16 protein-coding genes are annotated in these 16,978 nt (G+C 70.4%); 9 read left to right on the forward strand and 7 right to left on the reverse strand.

Translation table 11 applies throughout. The features are described from left to right. Positions 1-38: 38 nt before the first annotated feature. Both ACTWQH_RS09270 and ACTWQH_RS09275 read right to left on the reverse strand, forming a co-directional pair. Entirely contained in the window at positions 39-398 is a 360-nt protein-coding gene (locus tag ACTWQH_RS09270; protein WP_443285911.1) for a hypothetical protein, read from the reverse strand. Between the two features lie 199 nt (positions 399-597). Further along, positions 598-3,357 (reverse strand): transglycosylase domain-containing protein, encoded by a 2,760-nt coding sequence (locus ACTWQH_RS09275; RefSeq protein ID WP_443285912.1) that lies wholly within the window; start codon positions 3,355-3,357, stop codon positions 598-600. Positions 3,358-3,772: 415 nt separating this feature from the next. Here ACTWQH_RS09275 and ACTWQH_RS09280 point away from each other — a divergent pair, with 415 nt between their 5' ends. Together ACTWQH_RS09280 and ACTWQH_RS09285 are read left to right on the forward strand one after the other, a co-directional pair. Continuing rightward, complete coding sequence (locus tag ACTWQH_RS09280; RefSeq protein ID WP_443285913.1) at positions 3,773-4,555, forward strand: PadR family transcriptional regulator; 783 nt, start codon at positions 3,773-3,775, stop codon at positions 4,553-4,555. 83 nt (positions 4,556-4,638) lie between these two features. After that, positions 4,639-5,721 carry an inositol-3-phosphate synthase gene (locus ACTWQH_RS09285; protein ID WP_443285914.1) on the forward strand — a complete coding sequence of 361 codons (1,083 nt, stop codon included), beginning with the start codon at positions 4,639-4,641 and terminating at the stop codon, positions 5,719-5,721. Positions 5,722-5,851: 130 nt separating this feature from the next. Here the strand turns inward: ACTWQH_RS09285 and ACTWQH_RS09290 are convergent, their stop codons facing one another. From ACTWQH_RS09290 to ACTWQH_RS09300, 3 genes are all read right to left on the reverse strand, one after another. Beyond that, entirely contained in the window at positions 5,852-6,883 is a 1,032-nt protein-coding gene (locus ACTWQH_RS09290; protein WP_443285915.1) for an alanine racemase, read from the reverse strand. Between the two features lie 72 nt (positions 6,884-6,955). Next, on the reverse strand, positions 6,956-8,074 hold the full coding sequence (locus tag ACTWQH_RS09295; RefSeq protein WP_443285916.1) for a lipid II:glycine glycyltransferase FemX: 1,119 nt from the start codon (positions 8,072-8,074) through the stop codon (positions 6,956-6,958). A gap of 135 nt (positions 8,075-8,209) precedes the next feature. Then, positions 8,210-8,530: a hypothetical protein gene (locus ACTWQH_RS09300; RefSeq protein ID WP_443285917.1), complete on the reverse strand. Its 321-nt coding sequence runs from the start codon at positions 8,528-8,530 to the stop codon at positions 8,210-8,212. Positions 8,531-8,717: 187 nt separating this feature from the next. On the opposite strand from ACTWQH_RS09300, the gene rpsF reads away from it, so the two are divergent. The 4 genes from rpsF to rplI all read left to right on the forward strand — a co-directional run bounded on the left by rpsF (position 8,718) and on the right by rplI (position 10,445). Next, entirely contained in the window at positions 8,718-9,008 is a 291-nt protein-coding gene (gene rpsF / locus ACTWQH_RS09305) for a 30S ribosomal protein S6 (RefSeq protein WP_443285918.1), read from the forward strand. Positions 9,009-9,099: 91 nt separating this feature from the next. Further along, positions 9,100-9,690, forward strand: coding sequence for a single-stranded DNA-binding protein (locus ACTWQH_RS09310; RefSeq protein ID WP_443285919.1), 591 nt, complete (start codon positions 9,100-9,102; stop codon positions 9,688-9,690). A 48-nt stretch (positions 9,691-9,738) separates the two neighbouring features. Beyond that, positions 9,739-9,975, forward strand: a complete 237-nt coding sequence (rpsR, locus tag ACTWQH_RS09315; protein WP_241059930.1) for a 30S ribosomal protein S18 — start codon at positions 9,739-9,741, stop codon at positions 9,973-9,975. 20 nt (positions 9,976-9,995) lie between these two features. Continuing rightward, positions 9,996-10,445 (forward strand): 50S ribosomal protein L9, encoded by a 450-nt coding sequence (rplI, locus tag ACTWQH_RS09320; protein ID WP_443285920.1) that lies wholly within the window; start codon positions 9,996-9,998, stop codon positions 10,443-10,445. Between the two features lie 49 nt (positions 10,446-10,494). On the opposite strand, the gene ACTWQH_RS09325 is transcribed toward rplI, so the two are convergent. Next, complete coding sequence (locus ACTWQH_RS09325; protein ID WP_443285921.1) at positions 10,495-11,904, reverse strand: MATE family efflux transporter; 1,410 nt, start codon at positions 11,902-11,904, stop codon at positions 10,495-10,497. Between the two features lie 678 nt (positions 11,905-12,582). Here ACTWQH_RS09325 and dnaB point away from each other — a divergent pair. From dnaB to ACTWQH_RS09340, 3 genes are all read left to right on the forward strand, one after another. Next, positions 12,583-15,114 carry a replicative DNA helicase gene (gene dnaB, locus ACTWQH_RS09330; protein WP_443285968.1) on the forward strand — a complete coding sequence of 844 codons (2,532 nt, stop codon included), beginning with the start codon at positions 12,583-12,585 and terminating at the stop codon, positions 15,112-15,114. 92 nt (positions 15,115-15,206) lie between these two features. Then, the gene (locus ACTWQH_RS09335; RefSeq protein ID WP_443285922.1) at positions 15,207-15,662 is read left to right on the forward strand and encodes a MarR family winged helix-turn-helix transcriptional regulator; all 456 of its coding nucleotides are present in this window, start codon (positions 15,207-15,209) and stop codon (positions 15,660-15,662) included. A 48-nt stretch (positions 15,663-15,710) separates the two neighbouring features. Further along, positions 15,711-16,418: a helix-turn-helix domain-containing protein gene (locus ACTWQH_RS09340; protein WP_443285923.1), complete on the forward strand. Its 708-nt coding sequence runs from the start codon at positions 15,711-15,713 to the stop codon at positions 16,416-16,418. On the opposite strand, the gene ACTWQH_RS09345 is transcribed toward ACTWQH_RS09340, so the two are convergent. After that, complete coding sequence (locus ACTWQH_RS09345) at positions 16,415-16,843, reverse strand: VOC family protein (RefSeq protein WP_443285924.1); 429 nt, start codon at positions 16,841-16,843, stop codon at positions 16,415-16,417. The two genes, ACTWQH_RS09340 and ACTWQH_RS09345, sit on opposite strands and share 4 nt — an antisense overlap. Positions 16,844-16,978 lie beyond the last annotated feature (135 nt).

Below are 16,978 nucleotides of genomic sequence, written 5' to 3' on the forward strand. Positions count from 1 at the left end.
CGCGGCGATGGCGCGGCGACGGTGCGGGCGGTTGGCGCTCAGGCGTGGCGCCGCGGGCCAGGCCCGGTGCGTTCGGCGTGGCGGGGCTGCCGGGGCGCGGGATGGTCGAGCGTGGGCCCGGCGGGCGCGCCGAGGCGGGACTTCACCTCGGGGCCGATCGCGACCTTCAGCAGGCCGGTGGCGTGGGCGCGGGCGCCGAGGGCGACCCGGCCGTTGGCCCCCAGGTAGGTCATGAGCCACTGCACGCGGCGCTGCACGCTGCGGTGGCTGAGACCCACCCGGTACGCCACGCGGGCGTCGTCGTAGCCGCGCGCCAGCAGTTCCAGGATCCGCAGGTCCAGGGCATCCGGTCGCTGTCTGGCAGTGGCACTGGCGCTGGCACTCGCACTGGCACCCATGGTTCTCCTGGACCCTCCCGTCTGGACTCTCCTGTGCTTCCCGTCAGTTGGGGCACGGAACCCAGCCCCACGGTAGGCCGGATCCGCCGCTCGTGCGAGGCGTTCATTTCGGGCGTTATCGCGACCGATGCCCCTATGACGCACGCGCGGGTGGTGGCGTCATTACGCCACCACCCGCGCGTCGGCAGGTCGGCCGGGGTCAGGGGGTCTCTTCCTCCGTGGCTCCCTGCCCCCCGATGATGAACCCGCCGCCGTTATCGCCGCCGCCCTCGGTGCCCGAGGTCTCACCGCCCTCGGTCGTGCCGCTGTCGGTGCCGGTGCTGGTCCCGGAGTCGGTGCCCTCGTCCGTGCCGCCGGTATCGGTACCGCCGGTGTCCGTGCCGCCCGTCTCGCAGTCCCACCAGCAGGTCTCGGTGGGATCGGGCGAGGTCGGATCATCGGTCGGCGTCGAGTCGGTCGGCGACGGGTCGGGCTCCTCGGACTCCTCCGGGGATTCGGACTCCTCGGGCTGCGTCGGCAGGGGATCCTCCTCCACCGGCAGATCCTCCTGCGGGTCGTCGACGCCATGGGCGTAGATCGTCTCGCCGACGTTCGGCGCGTCGGGGAACCGCTCCGCCTCGTCGCCCCGGGTGGCCACCTTCATGTAGTCCACCCAGACGTCAAGCGGCAGCGAGCCACCGTTGATCCGCTCTTCTCCCGCGGTGCCGTACATCGACAGGAATCCCATCTTCTCGCCCTCGACGAGATCCTCTTCGGAGTCGGCCTGGCGCCACATGCCGATCGCTGTGGAGAGGTTGGGGGTGTAACCGACGTACCAGGCGCTCCTGTTGTCGTCCGTGGTGCCGGTCTTGCCCGCCGAGGGGATGCCGAGCTCCTGTGCGCCGGAGCCGCTGCCGTTCTCGACCACGCCGACGAGGGCCTCCGTGACGTTGTCCGCGACATCGGAATCGAACGCCTGTTCGGTTTCGCTGAGTTCCTCGTCGTCGTCGTGCGCCCAGTAGAAGGCGGGGTCGCGCTTCTCGACCTTCTCGACGGAGTACGGCTCGGCCTGCTCGCCATGGGCGGCGAAGGTGCTGTAGGCGGAGGCCATCCGGATCGCGCTGGGGGTGGAGACGCCCAGGGCGAACGTGGGCACGGTGTCGTCGTGCGGGCCGAGGCTCTCCTCCTTCAGCCCGGCGTCGATCGCCGCCTGCGCCACCGTGTTCGGGCCGACGTCCATGCCGAGCTGCACGAGGGGCGAGTTGGCTGAGACCTCCATCGCCTCCCACAGCGAGATCTCCTCATACGAGCCGCCCTCGAAATTGTTCTGCTCCCAGTTGAACGGCTCCTTGGTCTCCGGATCCTCGCCCTCCCAGGTGGTGCCGTCGTAGTTCTCGATGAGCAGTTCGTCCTCGCCCGGATACATGCTGTCGAGGGAGACCCGCGTTCTGTCGTTCGTGCCCTGGTCCTCGCCCTTCTCCGGATCCCTGACACCGTCGCGCATGGCCGCCGCGATCACGAAGGGCTTGAACGTCGACCCCACCTGGACGTCGGGCCGGTCGGCGTTGTTGACGTAGTGCTCCAGGAAGTTCTTGCCGCCGTAGATCGCCACGATCGCGCCGTCTCCCGGCACGACGGAGGCGCCGCCGAACTGGACGTGGCGGTCCTCGGGGCGGGCCTCAGGGTCGATGTTCTCCTCCATCACGCCTTCGACGGCGCCCTGCATCGCGTTGACCAGGTCCCGGTCGAAGGTGGTGTGGATCTGGTACCCGCCGCGGGTCAGCTCCTCCTCGGAGACGATGTCGTTGGAGGTGAGGTAGTTGTCGGCCAGCATGGTGAGGTACCCGATCTGGCCGGCCTTCTCCTGGGAGGGCGTCTGCGGGTTCGGCAGCGGGAACTTGGTGTACTGCGCGCGGTCGGACTCCCGCATGTCGCCGACTTCCACCATCCGGTTGAGCACCCACGACCAGCGGGCCTCGGCGTTCGCCTTGATCTCCGGATCCGGCTCCTCGCCGCCGCTGATGAACGGGTCGTACAGGTTGGCGCCGTTGAGCAGCGTGGCCATGTAGGCGCACTCGCTGGTGTTGAGCTCGGAGGCGTTCTTGCCGTAGTACGCCTGGGCGGCCGCCTGGATGCCGTAGGTCTGGCCGCGCCCGAAGTACGAGGTGTTGAAGTACCCCTCGAGGATTTCGTCCTTGGAGTACTCGGCACCCACCTTGATCGACAGCAGCAGCTCCCGGGCCTTGCGGGTGAGCGTCTGCTCCTGCGAGAGGTAGGTGTTCTTCACGTACTGCTGCGTGATGGTGGAGCCCGACTGCACGTCGCCGCCGCGCGCCATGTTCAGCACCGCGCGGCCGATGCCGATCGGATCGATGCCCGCGTCCTCCCAGAACGTGGCGTTCTCCGCGGCGACCACGGCGTCCTGGCACGCCTTGGGGATGTCGGTGAGCTCGACGTTCTGCCGGGTGAGGCCGTCCACGCCGCCGGAGGTCACCATCTGGGTGCCGTCGGCCCAGTAGTAGGTGTTGGACTGCGCGAGGGTGAGCTCGTTCTCCTCGGGGATCTCGATCATGGCGTACGCCACACCGACGAGCCCGATCAGCATGCCGATGAAGGTGAGGGTCGAGCCCAGCACCTGCTTCCACGACGGCATCCAGCGCCGCAGGCCGGTATAGCCCGAGCGCGGGTAGTCGATGAAGCGCTTGCGCCGGGGCGGTGCCGCCCGGCGCCGCCGCCCGCCGCCGACGCCCTCGGCCGCGCTGCCCGCCGCGCGCCGCCGCCCGCCGCGCTGCGCGGCGCGCCGCGCCTCGGCGCGGCTGCCGTACGGGCGCTCCGGCGTGGCGCCCGGCGGCGGCGGGGGCGTGGGCGGGCCCGAGGGACGTCCCTGCGGCTGCGGCCCGGGGTTAGCCGCGCGCCGGCCGGACGGCGGCGCGGCGCGGCGACCGCGGGACTGCGGCGGCTTGCGACGGTGCTCGCTCATAGGACAGCTACTCCTTGGACAGACGCGGAACGCCTGCTGGCGGCAGATCCTTCAGGTGGCTTCCAGTCCCCCGGCGCGTGCTCAGTCCTCCGCTCGGCTCTGGGCACACGGCACCAAGAACGAGGACGACGACGGACGTCGCTGAGTTCCCGGCGGCGGTCTTCTGCACGGCCCCAGACTACGCAGGGCCAAACCTCCATCTTTCTTTGGATAGCGATTATTTGGTGCATTTCGCGGTGTGCGAAGTGAAGATGTGATCCCCTTCACCGGGCGTCACGGGGGCTCACGGAGGTTTACCCGCGCCTCCCGCTTGCCGCGGCCGCCGCGGCGTTCTATCGTTGCGATGTATCGACTCGATACATCGAGTCGAGTGCACAACGAGGGTACGGGAAGCGAATGGGAGGTGACCACCCTGGTGAGCCGACGTTCAGGGGTCCTGGAGTTCGCCATCCTCGGGCTCCTGCGCGAGTCCCCCATGCACGGGTACGAGCTGCGCAAGCGGCTGAACACCTCGCTCGGCGTCTTCAGGGCGTTCAGCTACGGCTCCCTCTACCCCTGCCTGAAGACACTGGTGCGCCAGGGCTGGCTCGCCGAGGAGCACAGCGGGCCCGAGGAGGCCCGGGCGCCGCTGGCCGGACGCCGGGCCCGGATCGTCTACCGGCTCACGGCGGAGGGCAAGGAGCACTTCGAGGAGCTGCTGGCCCAGACCGGACCGGACTCCTGGGAGGACGAGCACTTCGGCGTGCGCTTCGCCTTCTTCGGCCAGACCTCGCGGGACGTGCGGATGCGCGTGCTGGAGGGACGCCGCACCCGCCTGGAGGAGCGGCTGGCGAAGATGCGGGCCTCGCTCGCACGGACGCGGGAGAAGCTCGATGCCTACACCCTCGAGCTCCAGCGGCACGGCATGGAGTCCGTGGAGCGTGAGGTCCGCTGGCTCAACGAGCTCATCGAGAGCGAGCGGGAAGGGCGCGACCGAGCCGAGCGTGCCGACCGTGCCGACCGCGCCGACGAGGGCGGCACGGGCGACCGGACCGATCCGGTTAACGAGGGCCCCCCGGGCGACCGGGGCGAGAACAGCGAGAAACCCGGGCCACCCGGGCCACCCGGGCGTTCCGGCCCCGCCGGGCGTTCCGGACGCCCCAGGCGTTCCACGCGCCGGCGGCCGTCCGACGGCACCGGCAGCACCGACAACACCTAACGAATACACAGCACAGCGATCAACACCACACAGCGCACCCCGCGCGGCGGGGTCGTGCCGAGAACGAACAGGGAGCAGCCGGAATGGGTTCGGTTCGTGTAGCCATCGCCGGCGTGGGCAACTGCGCCGCATCGCTGGTACAGGGCGTCGAGTACTACAAGGACGCCTCCCCGGACAGCCGGGTGCCGGGTCTGATGCACGTACGGTTCGGCGACTACCACGTCTCCGACATCGAGTTCGTGGCCGCCTTCGACGTCGACGCCAAGAAGGTCGGCATCGACCTCTCCGACGCCATTGGTGCCAGCGAGAACAACACCGTCAAGATCTGCGACGTGCCCCCCACCGGCGTGACCGTGCAACGCGGGGAGACCCACGACGGCCTGGGCAAGTACTACCGCGAGACCATCGTCGAGTCCGACCGCGACCCGGTCGACGTCGTCAAGGTGCTCAAGGACACCCGCGCCGACGTCCTGGTCTGCTACATGCCGGTCGGCTCCGAGACCGCCGCGAAGTTCTACGCCCAGTGCGCCCTCGACGCCGGCGTCGCCTTCGTCAACGCCCTGCCGGTCTTCATCGCCGGCACCAAGGAGTGGGCCGACAAGTTCACCGCCGCCGGCGTCCCGATCGTCGGCGACGACATCAAGTCCCAGGTCGGCGCCACCATCACCCACCGCGTCCTCGCCAAGCTCTTCGAGGACCGGGGCGTGATCCTGGACCGCACCATGCAGCTGAACGTCGGCGGCAACATGGACTTCAAGAACATGCTGGAGCGCGACCGGCTGGAGTCGAAGAAGATCTCCAAGACGCAGGCCGTCACCTCGCAGATCCCCGACCGGGACCTCGGCGAGAAGAACGTCCACATCGGCCCGTCGGACTACGTCGCCTGGCTCGACGACCGCAAGTGGGCGTACGTCCGCCTGGAGGGCCGGGCCTTCGGCGACGTCCCGCTGAGCCTGGAGTACAAGCTGGAGGTCTGGGACTCGCCGAACTCCGCGGGCGTCATCATCGACGCGCTGCGGGCGGCGAAGATCGCCAAGGACCGGGGCATCGGCGGCCCGATCCTGTCGGCGTCCTCCTACTTCATGAAGTCCCCGCCCGTGCAGTACTTCGACGACGTGGCGCGGGAGAGCGTCGAGAAGTTCATCCGCGGCGAGGTCGAGCGCTAGGCAGTCGAGCGGGCGCTTGGCCGTCGATCACGAGGCCGTCGATCACTCGACCCTGGCCGGGCCGGCCAGGCGGCGCCGCAAACGCGCGTGGTCCCGGGCACACAGGCACCCGGGACCACGCGCGTTTGCCTCACATGTCCACCAGCCGGTCCACCTGGGTCGTCGTGTGCCGCAGGATCGCCTTCAGCTCGTCGCCCACCTTCGGGCCCTTCGCCTCCGCCGGCACGAACAGGATCGACACCTGCATGTGCGGCGGCTCCGCGAACCATCGCTGCTTGCCGTCCCACAGGAACGGCGACAGGTTCCGGTTCACCGTCGCCAGCCCCGCCCGCGCCATGCCCTTGGCCCGCGAGGTCATGCCGTGCAGCGCCTTGGGCGCCTCGAGCCCCACGCCGTGCGAGGTGCCCCCCGCCACCACCGCCAGCCAGCCGTCCCCCGGCGCCTTCTGCTGCCGGTACCCGAACCGGTCCCCCTTCGCCACCGGCGTCACGTCCAGCACCGCGCCCCGGTATTCCGTCGCCCCGTGATCCCCCAGCCACAGCCGCGTCCCGATCCGCGCCCGGAACCGCGTCTGCGGGAACTGCTGCCGCAGCCGCAGCAGTTCCTCGGCGGTCAGGTGGCTGACGAACATCGTGTCCAGCGGCAGCCGCGCCGCGCGCAGCCGGTCCATCCACCCGATCACCTCCTCCACGGCGTCCGTGCCGTCCGTGCGGTCCAGCGGCAGGTGGATCGCGAACCCCTCGAGCCGCACCTCGTCCAGCGCCGCCTGCAGCTTGCCAAGGTCCCTCGCCGTCACCCCGTGCCGCTTCATCGAGCTCATCACCTCGACGACCACCCGCGACCCCACCAGCCCGTACACGCCGTCCACCGACGACGCCGTGCGGATCACCCGGTCCGGCAGCGGCACCGGCTCCTCGCCCCGCCGGTAGGGCGTCAGCACCAGCAGATCGCCGCCGAAGCGATCCTTCATCGGCGCCGCCTCGTACGTCGTCCCCACCGCGAGGACGTCGCAGCCGAGCAGCGTGGTCTCCTCCGCCAGCTTCTCGTGCCCGAAGCCGTACCCGTTGCCCTTGCACACGGGCACCAGGTCGGGGAAGTCATTCAGCACCGACCGCTGGTGCGCCCGCCAGCGGCCCGTATCGACGTAAAGGGTGAGCGCCATGGCCGGGGAGACCCTCTCTGTGTCGTGCTCTGTGCTCTGTTCTCTTCTGCTCTGTACGTGTACGCGCCTCGCTCAGCGCCGGGACATGTAGATGTCCAGTGCCTTGTGGAGCAGCCGGTTCAACGGGTAGTCCCACTCGCCGAGGTACTCCGCAGCCTCCCCGCCCGTCCCCACCTTGAACTGGATCAGGCCGAAGAGATGGTCGGTCTCCTCCAGTGAGTCACCGATGCCCCGCAGGTCGTAGACATCGGCCCCCATGTCGTGAGCGTCGCACAGCATGCGCCACTGCATCGCGTTGGACGGCCGGACCTCCCGCTTGTGGTTGGCGGAAGCACCGTACGAATACCACACATGCCCCCCCACGATCAGCATCGTCGCCGCCGCCACCGCCTCCCCCTCGTGCGTGGCGAAGTACAGCCGCATCCGGTCCGGGTCCTCGGCGTTCAGCACCCGCCACATCCGCTCGAAGTACATCAGGGGGCGCGGACGGAACTTGTCGCGCTCCGCGGTGACCTCGTACAACTGCTGCCACGCCGGGAGGTCGTCGTAGCCCCCGCGCACCACCTGCACGTCCGCCTTCTCGGCCTTCTTGATGTTCCGCCGCCACAGCTGATTGAAGCCCTTGTGGACGTCCTCGAGCGAACGCCCCCGCAGCGGGATCTGGAAGACGTACCGCGGCTGCACGTCCCCGAAGCCCGCCCCGCCGTCCTCGCCCTGCTGCCACCCCATCCGCCGCAGCCGGTCGGCCACCTCGTACGCCTTGGCGTCCCGGAACGTCGGCTCCACGTCCCGCAGCCGCTTCGCGTCCGGCGACTGGATCCCCGCCTTGACCGCCGCCGCGCTCCACCGCCGGATCACCACCGGCGGCCCCATCTTCACCGAGAACGCGCCCTGCTTCTTCAGGTGATCCAGCATCGGCCGCAGCCACTCCTCCAGGTTCGGCGCGAACCAGTTGATCACCGGCCCCTCCGGCAGGTACGCCAGATAGCGCTTCACCCTCGGCAGCTGCCTGTACAGCACCAGGCCCACGCCCACCAGCCGCTCGGAGAGGTCGAACCAGCCCAGCGACTCGGCCCGCCACTCCGCCTTCACGTCCCCCCACGCGGGCACCTGCATGTGGCTGGCCGAGGGGAGCGAGCGGATGAACGCCAGGTGCTGCTCGCGGCTGATGGTCCTCAGGGTCAGGCTCATACGGGGCGCTCCTCCGGCGTCAGTCCCAGTCGAGTCAGGGTCTGGCCGAAGCCTAACGGCGGCAGGAACGCCACGGGTCGCCGCGGGTCGACAGCGGCGGGTCAGCGGCGGCGCCGGGCGCGGGCCGGGCGCGGGTCAGCCCAGCAGGCCGCCGAAGAGGCCGCCGTGGGCCATTCCCAGGTAGAAGCCGACGCCCGACGCTCCCATCCCGATGATCAGGAGGAACCGCTCGGCCGTCGTCGCGGAGATCAGCTGCCCCCAGCCGCCCACGGCGATGCCGATCAGCCCCACCCACGAGCTGATCAGATGCAGGTCAGGAACGATCGCGGTGAGCGCCGCCACCGCCCCCAGCACCAGCGTCACCAGCGCGAAGGCGTTCTGGACCGGATGATCCCTGCCGTCGGTGTTCAGAGCGTTGAGAAAGGAGAAAGGACCGTGATGAGCCGCCTGCGTCATCAGGCACCTCCGACGTCGCCCGATGTGTCCCGACGTATCCAGACTGCGCCCGCACCCGGCCGGATTTCAACCGGAAGGAGAAAGGCGGGTACGGTGTACTGTCCGCTCCACAGCGGACCGAACGCATCTGACCCTCCTGCCACGGATCGTCCGTGGCCGCCTGAGTCCAGAGGAGGTGGGTTTTCGCATGCGTCACTACGAGGTGATGGTGATCCTCGACCCCGATCTTGAGGAACGCTCCGTCGCCCCCATGATCGAGAACTTCATGTCGGTCGTACGCGACGGCGGAGGCAAGGTCGAGAAGGTCGACACCTGGGGCCGTCGCCGTCTCGCCTACGAGATCGACAAGAAGCCCGAGGGCATCTACTCCGTCATCGACCTGCGGGCCGAGCCGGATGTCGTCAAGGAACTCGACCGGCAGATGAACCTGAACGAGTCGGTGATGCGGACCAAGGTCCTGCGTCCCGACACCCACTGACCCTGACCCTCACCCTCAGCGGACCTCAGTGTCAGTGCCATAAGTAATCATCGCAGCATCAGCTGTTACCCCCCGCCGAGAGGTTCTTCCCATGGCAGGCGAGACCGTCATCACGGTCGTCGGCAACCTTGTCGACGACCCCGAGCTGCGCTTCACCGCATCCGGTGCGGCGGTCGCGAAGTTTCGCGTCGCATCCACCCCGCGCGTCTTCGACCGGCAGACCAGCGAGTGGCGGGACGGCGAGACGCTGTTCCTGACCTGCTCGGTCTGGCGCCAGGCCGCGGAGAACGTCGCCGAGTCCCTCACCAAGGGCACCCGCGTCATCGTCCAGGGCCGCCTCAAGCAGCGCTCCTACGAGGACCGGGAAGGCGTCAAGCGCACGGTCTTCGAGCTGGAGGTCGACGAGGTCGGCGCCAGCCTGCGCAACGCCACGGCGAAGATCACCAGGGTCGCCGGCCGCGGCGGCCAGCAGGGCGGTGGCGGTGGCGGCTGGGGCGGAGGCCCCGGCGGCGGCCAGCAGGGCGGTCCGGCGGGTGGCCCCGCGGGCGACCCCTGGGCCACCGGAGCGCCCGCCGGCGGTGGCCAGCAGGGCGGCGGCGGTGGCGGTGGCGGCTGGGGCGGAGGCCCCGGCGGCGGTGGCGGCGGCGGTGGCGGCGGATACTCCGACGAGCCGCCCTTCTGACACTGACTCCACGCTTTCGTTGAATTCACGGAGAGACTCGAAGAGACCATGGCGAAGCCGCCTGCGCGCAAGCCGAAGAAGAAGGTTTGCGTCTTCTGCAAGGAAAAGATCACCTACGTCGACTACAAGGACACGAACCTGCTGCGGAAGTTCATCTCCGACCGCGGCAAGATCCGTGCCCGCCGCGTCACCGGCAACTGCACCCAGCACCAGCGCGATGTCGCCACGGCCGTGAAGAACAGCCGCGAGATGGCGCTGCTGCCCTACACCTCGACCGCTCGCTAGGCCAGGGGAGACAAGGCGTCATGAAGATCATCCTGACCAGCGAGGTCAACGGCCTGGGCACGGCCGGCGACGTCGTCGAGGTGAAGGACGGGTACGCCCGCAACTACCTGCTGCCGCGCAACTTCGCGATCCGCTGGAGCAAGGGCGGGGAGAAGGACGTCGAGCAGATCCGCCGCGCCCGCAAGATCCGCGAGATCGCCTCGGTCGAGCAGGCCAACGAGATCAAGGCCCAGCTGGAGGCCCTGACGGTCCGCCTGAAGGTCCGCGCCGGCTCCGGCGGCCGTCTCTTCGGCTCCGTCACCCCCGCCGACATCGTCACGGCGGTGAAGGACGCCGGCGGCCCCGATGTGGACAAGCGGCGCATCGAGCTGGGCACGCCCATCAAGAGCCTCGGCTCGCACCGGGTCGCGGTCCGGCTGCACCCCGAGGTGTCCGCCACCCTCGGCCTCCAGGTCGACGCGGCGAAGTAACGCGCCCGGCCGCACCGGCCGCTGGCCGGTCACCGCCGCGGTGCCCGAGCTACGCCCGCACCGCGCCGGTGACCAGCCAGCGGCCGGTGCGGGCGCGCATCCCCAGGGTGGCCAGCCGGGTCAGCATCATCAGCCCGGCCAGCGCCCACCACAGCGTGGTGATGCCACCGCCCAGGGTCGGGACGAGCAGCGCCACCGGCGTGAACACCGCCAGCGTCAGCAGCATGGCGCCCGCCAGGTACGGCCCGTCTCCCGCGCCCATCAGCACGCCGTCCAGCACGAACACCACGCCGGCCAGCGGCTGGGTCACCGCGACCACGAGCAGCAGCGGCAGCAGCGTGTCCCGCACCGCCTCGTCGCCGGTGAACAGCCGCAGCAGCAGCGGGCTGGCGGCGGCCGTCGCCAGCCCGAGGACGAGCCCCGCGACCGCACCCCACCACACCATCCGCCAGCAGGCCGCCCGCGCCCCGTCGGCGTCCCCCGCGCCGAGGTGGCGGCCGATGATGGCCTGGCCCGCGATGGCGATGGCGTCGAGGGCGAACGCCATCAGCGTCCACATCGTCAGCGCGAGCTGGTGCGCGGCCATTTGGGTGTCGCTCAGCCGGGCCGCCACCGCCGTGGCCACCAGCAGCACGGCGCGCAGCGAGACGGTGCGGACCAGCAGCGGCGCCCCGGCGCGGGCGCTGGCCCGTATCCCGTCCGTGCTCGGGCGCAGTGAGGCGCCGTGCCGGCGGGCGCCGCGGACCACGACCCGGAGGTAGGCGGCGGCCATGGCGTTCTGGGCGAGCACCGTGCCCCAGGCGGAGCCGGCGACGCCCCAGTCGAAGCCGTAGATGAACACGGCGTTGAGCGCGGCGTTGGCGGCGAAGCCGGCGATGGCGACGTAGAGCGGGGTGCGGGTGTCCTGCAGGCCGCGCAGCACACCCGTGGCGGCGAGCACGGCCAGCATGGCGGGGATGCCGAGGGCGCTGACACGCAGGTAGGTGGTGGCGTGCGGGGCGGCGTTGGCGGAGGCGCCGAACGCCTCGGTGAGCGCGGGGGCGGTGGGGACCACGGCGGCGACGAGGGCGAGGCCGAGGAGGAGGGCGAGCCAGATGCCGTCCATGCCCTGCCGGATGGCGGCGGGCAGGTCCCCGGCGCCCAGCCGCCGGGCGACGGCGGCGGTGGTGGCGTAGGCGAGGAAGACGAAGATGCCGACGCCGGTGGTGAGGAGGGCGGCGGCGACGCCGAGCCCGGCGAGCTGCGCGGTGCCGAGGTGGCCGACCATGGCGCTGTCGGCCATGAGGAAGAGCGGCTCGGCGACGAGCGAGCCGAAGGCGGGCAGGGCGAGCGCGACGATCTCGCGATCGCGCCGCCGGGCGGCGCGGCGCCGCTCCTTCGCGTCGCTACGGCCGCCCGGAGTCTGATCACTGTGCGTAGGCGCGGGGGTGCCGGGTGGCGTCGGTGGCATGGGCGTCATCCAAACATCCACAGGTAATGGATGCAAGGGATTTGGATCCCTTACATTCCGGGGGTCGTGGTGTGATGGTCTGCCGTCGTTGTCGTGATCTTGGCGAGAGAGCCGAAGTTTTTTCCGCCCACAGGCGGTGGATGATGTCTTCGCAGGTCAGATGGCATCCCAGGCGATCATGGTCACGTCGTCCACAGCGCCGTCCCCCGCTTCGTCCACAGGAATCGCCGCGTCGTCCACAGGGACTGATCTGATGTCCACATCAGCCTGTGGATAACTTGCTTGGCCCCCGCCTGCCTGGCCCTTAGCGTTGGTCCGCGCTCGCCTGGGCGTCGCCTGCGCTTCTGATCCTTCTCGACGCGCCGTAACCCGAGGCTGGCGACCGACTGTCAGTGCCGTGCCGTATCAAGGACGGTGTCGGCCTGGCGAGGCAGGCGAGGCAGGCCGTGCTTGCGGGAGGAGGCGGGGGTTGTGGCTGACCTGGAGCGTTCGGGGCCGGCGGCGGGGCCGCCGTGGGACGAGGTGCCCGCCGTCTCGGGCGGCCGGGTGACGGTCTCGCGGCCACGGCAGGCCGAGGCGGAGGCGCCGCCGGTCGACGGGGAGCCGGCGGACGGCTATGGCGAGCGGGCAGCGTTCGAGCGCGTGCCGCCGCAGGACCTGGCGGCGGAGCAGGCGGTGCTGGGCGGCATGCTGCTGTCGAAGGACGCCATCGCGGACGTGGTGGAGGTGCTGCACGGCCAGGACTTCTACAAGCCCGCGCACGAGACGATCTACGCGGCGATCCTCGACCTGTACGCCAGGGGCGAGCCGGCCGACCCGATCACGACGGCGGACGAGCTGACCAAGCGCGGCGAGCTGTCGAAGGTGGGCGGCGCCGGGTATGTGCAGTCGCTGGTGAACACGGTCCCCACGGCCGCCAACGCGGAGTACTACGCGGAGATCGTGCGTGACCGCGCGGTGCTGCGCCGCCTGGTGCAGGCGGGGACCCGCATCACCCAGATGGGGTACGCGGCGGACGGGGACGTCGACGACATCGTGGACTCGGCACAGGCCGAGGTCTTCGCGGTGACGGAGCAGCGGACCAGCGAGGACTACCTGCCGCTGGGTCAGATCATGGAGGGCGCGCTCGACGAGATCGAGGCGATCAGCAACCGCAGCGGCGAGATGACGGGGGTGCCGACGGGCTTCACCGACCTGGACTCGCTGACGAACGGGCTGCACCCGGGGCAGATGATCGTGATCGCGGCGAGGCCGGCGATGGGGAAGGCGCTGGCGCTCGACACCCCACTGCCCACCCCGACCGGGTGGACCACCATGGGCGAGGTGAGGACTGGTGACTATCTGCTCGACGCTTCGGGGAAGCCGACCCGGGTGGTGGCCGCTACCGAGGTGATGACGGGGCGTCCGTGCTACCAGGTCGTTTTCGACGACGGTACGAGGGTCATCGCCGATGCGGATCACGAGTGGCTCACCGACACGCGGGCGTCGCGCAAGTCTGCGCAGGCCGCCGCCGTCGGGTATGGCGTGCAGCGGAACCAGCGTGTCTTCGCCTCGGTCAAGACCACCAAGGAAATCGCCGAGACGCTCCGCTGCGACACAGCCGACCGGCGCAAGAACCACACCGTGAAGAACACGGCGCCTCTGGCTCTCCCTGCACAGGAGTTGCCTGTTCCGCCGTACGTGCTGGGTCTGTGGCTCGGTGACGGGCACAGCAACGCCGCAAGGATCACGACGGCGGATGCGGAGATCGTTCGGCGCATGGCCGACGAGGGCTTCGAGGTTCGCCGGGTGGGTGCGGCGTCGATCACCTACGCTGTCAGGTTCTCCGTTGCCGGACCCGAGCTGATCGAGCGGTCCTGTGTGGTCTGCGGGAAGTCCTTCATCCCCAAGCTGGCCCACGTGCGGACGTGTGGCCGGTCTTGTGGGGGGAAGGCGAGGTTTCTTTCCGCGCCAGTTCCGCATGCGACATGTGTGGACTGCGGGGAGGTCTGCTTCTCTCCCTTCTCCGAGCCTCGTTGCGCTCCCTGCTTCAGGAACCACGGCAGCCTGCTGGTGCGGCTGCGTGACATGGGTGTGCTGGGGAACAAGCACATCCCACAGATGTATCTGCGGAGCTCCATCACCCAGCGGAGGGAACTGCTCGCCGGGCTCCTGGACACTGACGGGACGGTCACGAACACCGGGTCGGTGCAGTTTGCCGTCACGAACAAGGCACTGGCCGATGGATTCCGCGAACTCGTCGTCAGCCTCGGCTATCGCTGTGGCACGAGAACCAAGCCGGTAAAGGGGCGATCCGAGCGCTCGTCTACCGCCTATATCATCACGTTCACGCCGACCGATGAGGTGTTCGGGCTGGAGCGTAAGCGTCGTATTCACGCGGAGCGCAGGCGACCCGGCACCCCGAAGCTACGGCAGCGGTTCATCACCGACGTCCGTGAGGTCGGGAGCGTCCCAGTCCGCTGTGTGCAGGTGGACAACGCTGAGCACCTCTACCTGGCCACGCGGTCAATGGTTCCCACGCACAACTCCACACTGGCCTTGGACTTCGCGCGGGCGTGCTCGATCAAGCACAAGCTGCCGAGTGTGGTGTTCTCGCTGGAGATGGGGCGGAACGAGATCGCGATGCGGCTGCTGTCGGCCGAGGCGCGGGTGGCGTTGCATCACATGCGGTCGGGCAGCATGACGGACGAGGACTGGAACCGGCTGGCGCGCAAGATGGCGGAGGTCAACGAGGCGCCGCTGTTCATCGACGACTCGCCGAACCTCACGATGATGGAGATCCGGGCCAAGTGCCGCCGGCTGAGGCAGCGGAACGAGCTGCAGCTGATCGTCATCGACTATCTGCAGCTGATGCAGACGGGCTCCAGCCGTCGTCCGGAGAGCCGCCAGCAGGAGGTGGCGGAGATGTCGCGGAACCTGAAGCTGCTGGCGAAGGAGCTGGAGGTGCCGGTGGTGGCGCTGTCGCAGCTGAACCGCGGGCCGGAGCAGCGGACGGACAAGAAGCCGATGATCTCCGATCTGCGGGAGAGCGGCTCGATCGAGCAGGACGCGGACATGGTGATCCTGTTGCACCGGGAGGACGCGTACGAGAAGGAGTCGCCGCGGGCGGGGGAGGCGGACCTGATCGTGGCGAAGCACCGGAACGGGCCGACGGCGACGATCACGGTGGCGTTCCAGGGGCACTACTCGCGGTTCGTGAACATGCAGGGCGGTCTGTGAGGCAGGTGTGGCTCGAGTCAGCCGCCTCGTCACGTGTTCCGCTCCGTCGCTCACATACAGGACCTGGCGGGGCTGGTTGTTAGGGTCGTGGCATGGACACGGCTGGGGATCGTGCGCCGGTGCGGCTGCGGTCGACGCCGAGCTGGCTGCTGACGCAGACGGCGACGCATGCCGGGCGGCTGGTGTCGGAGGCGTTCGCGGAGTCGGGCGCCCGGCGTTACCACTACGCGCTGCTGGCGGCGTTGGAGGAGTTCGGCCCGGCGAGCCAGGCGGCGTTGGGGCGGCGGTGCGGCATCGACCGCAGCGACGTGGTGGCGGCGATCAACGAGCTGGTGGAGCGGGGCCAGGTGGTGCGGAGCCCGGATCCCGCAGACCGCCGGCGGAACGTCATCACGATCACCGCGGAGGGCGGGCGGCAGCTCGCGCGGACCGGGAAGGCACTGGCGGGGGCGCAGGAGGCGTTGCTGGCTCCCTTGTCGGCCGGTGAGCGGGGGGAGTTGGTGCGTCTGCTGGGCAGGGTGCTGGACCACCACCGTGGGGCGGGCTAGGGGCCGGGCCTGTCCGGCGGCAGAGGCCGATTGTCGGTGCCGGGTGCCATGCTGGGGGGTGTGTACGAGGAGCGGGCGTCGGCGGTGATCGCGGGCGCGGTGGTGTGGGTGAACGCCTCGCGGGTGGACGAGGGCGGGGGGCGGGTGTTGCCGGATGGCTGCATGGATCTGATGTGGGCGGAGGGTGCCCGGGGGCAGGGCCTGGTGGTGGCCGGGCCGGACACGCGGGCGAAGGTGGAGGCGGCAGGCGGGCGGTGGGTGGGGGTGCGGTTCGCGCCGGGGGTGGGGCCGGGCGTGTTCGGCGTTCCGGCGTGTGAGCTGAGGGACGCGCGGGTGCCGTTGGAGGCGCTGTGGCCGGAGCGGGAGGTGCGGGCGCTGGCGGAGCGCGTGGCCGGGGCGGTAGCGGGGGATGTCGGGGCCGTGCTGGAGGCGGTGGCGGCCCGGCGGCTGCGGGAGGCGGCGGGGCCCGGGCCGTGGCGGGCGGCGGTGGTGGCGGCGTTGGCGCGCGGGCGCGGGGTGGCGGAGACGGCGTGGGAGGTGGGGCTGAGCGAGCGGCAGCTGCGGCGCCGGAGCCTGGCGGCGTTCGGGTATGGGCCCAAGACGCTGGAGCGGGTGCTGCGGATGCGGCGGGCGCTGGGCCTGGCGCGGGACGGGGTGGCGCTGGCGGAGGTGGCGGCGCGGTGCGGCTACGCCGACCAGGCGCACCTGGCGCGGGAGGTGAAGGACCTGGCCGGCGTGCCGATCACGGCGCTCTAGCCTTCCGAGGGCGGGGACGGGGAGTGGGGCGCGAAGAGGTCGACGGTGTTGCCATCGGGGTCCTGCACGACGGCGTAGCGCTGGCCCCAGGGAGCGTCCCAGGGCGCCTTCTCCCCGTGGTGTCCGGCTTGGGTGAGCTCGGCGTAGAGCGTGTCGACGTCGGCCGGGGCCGCGCAGAGGAACGCCAGCCCGATGCGCGGCTGGCCGCCGGTGGGCGGGGACCAGTCGGGCATGAAGGACTTGACGGACTCGGCGGAGTCCCAGGCCAGGCGCACCCCGCCGGGGAGGGCGGTCTCGACGTGCGGCTCGGTCTCGGCCCCGGCGGGGATGTCCAGGCCGAGGCGGCGGTAGAAGGCGAGGGAGGCGGCCATGTCGTCGGTGACGATGCCGATGAGGTCGAGTCGGGGTGTGGGTGTCGTTGTCATGCTTGGCACGTTAGGCGGCGCGGCGGTCGGCGGTCTTGAAGGAATCGGACGTGGCGCACGCTGCTGCCGCGATGGCGCGGTCGGCCATGGGGCCTGCCACATGCCCGAGGGAGGCCTGACGGACCCGTTCGGGTT

It is taken from the genome of Streptomyces sp. 6N223, from assembly GCF_052246635.1.
GTDB lineage: Bacteria > Actinomycetota > Actinomycetes > Streptomycetales > Streptomycetaceae > Streptomyces.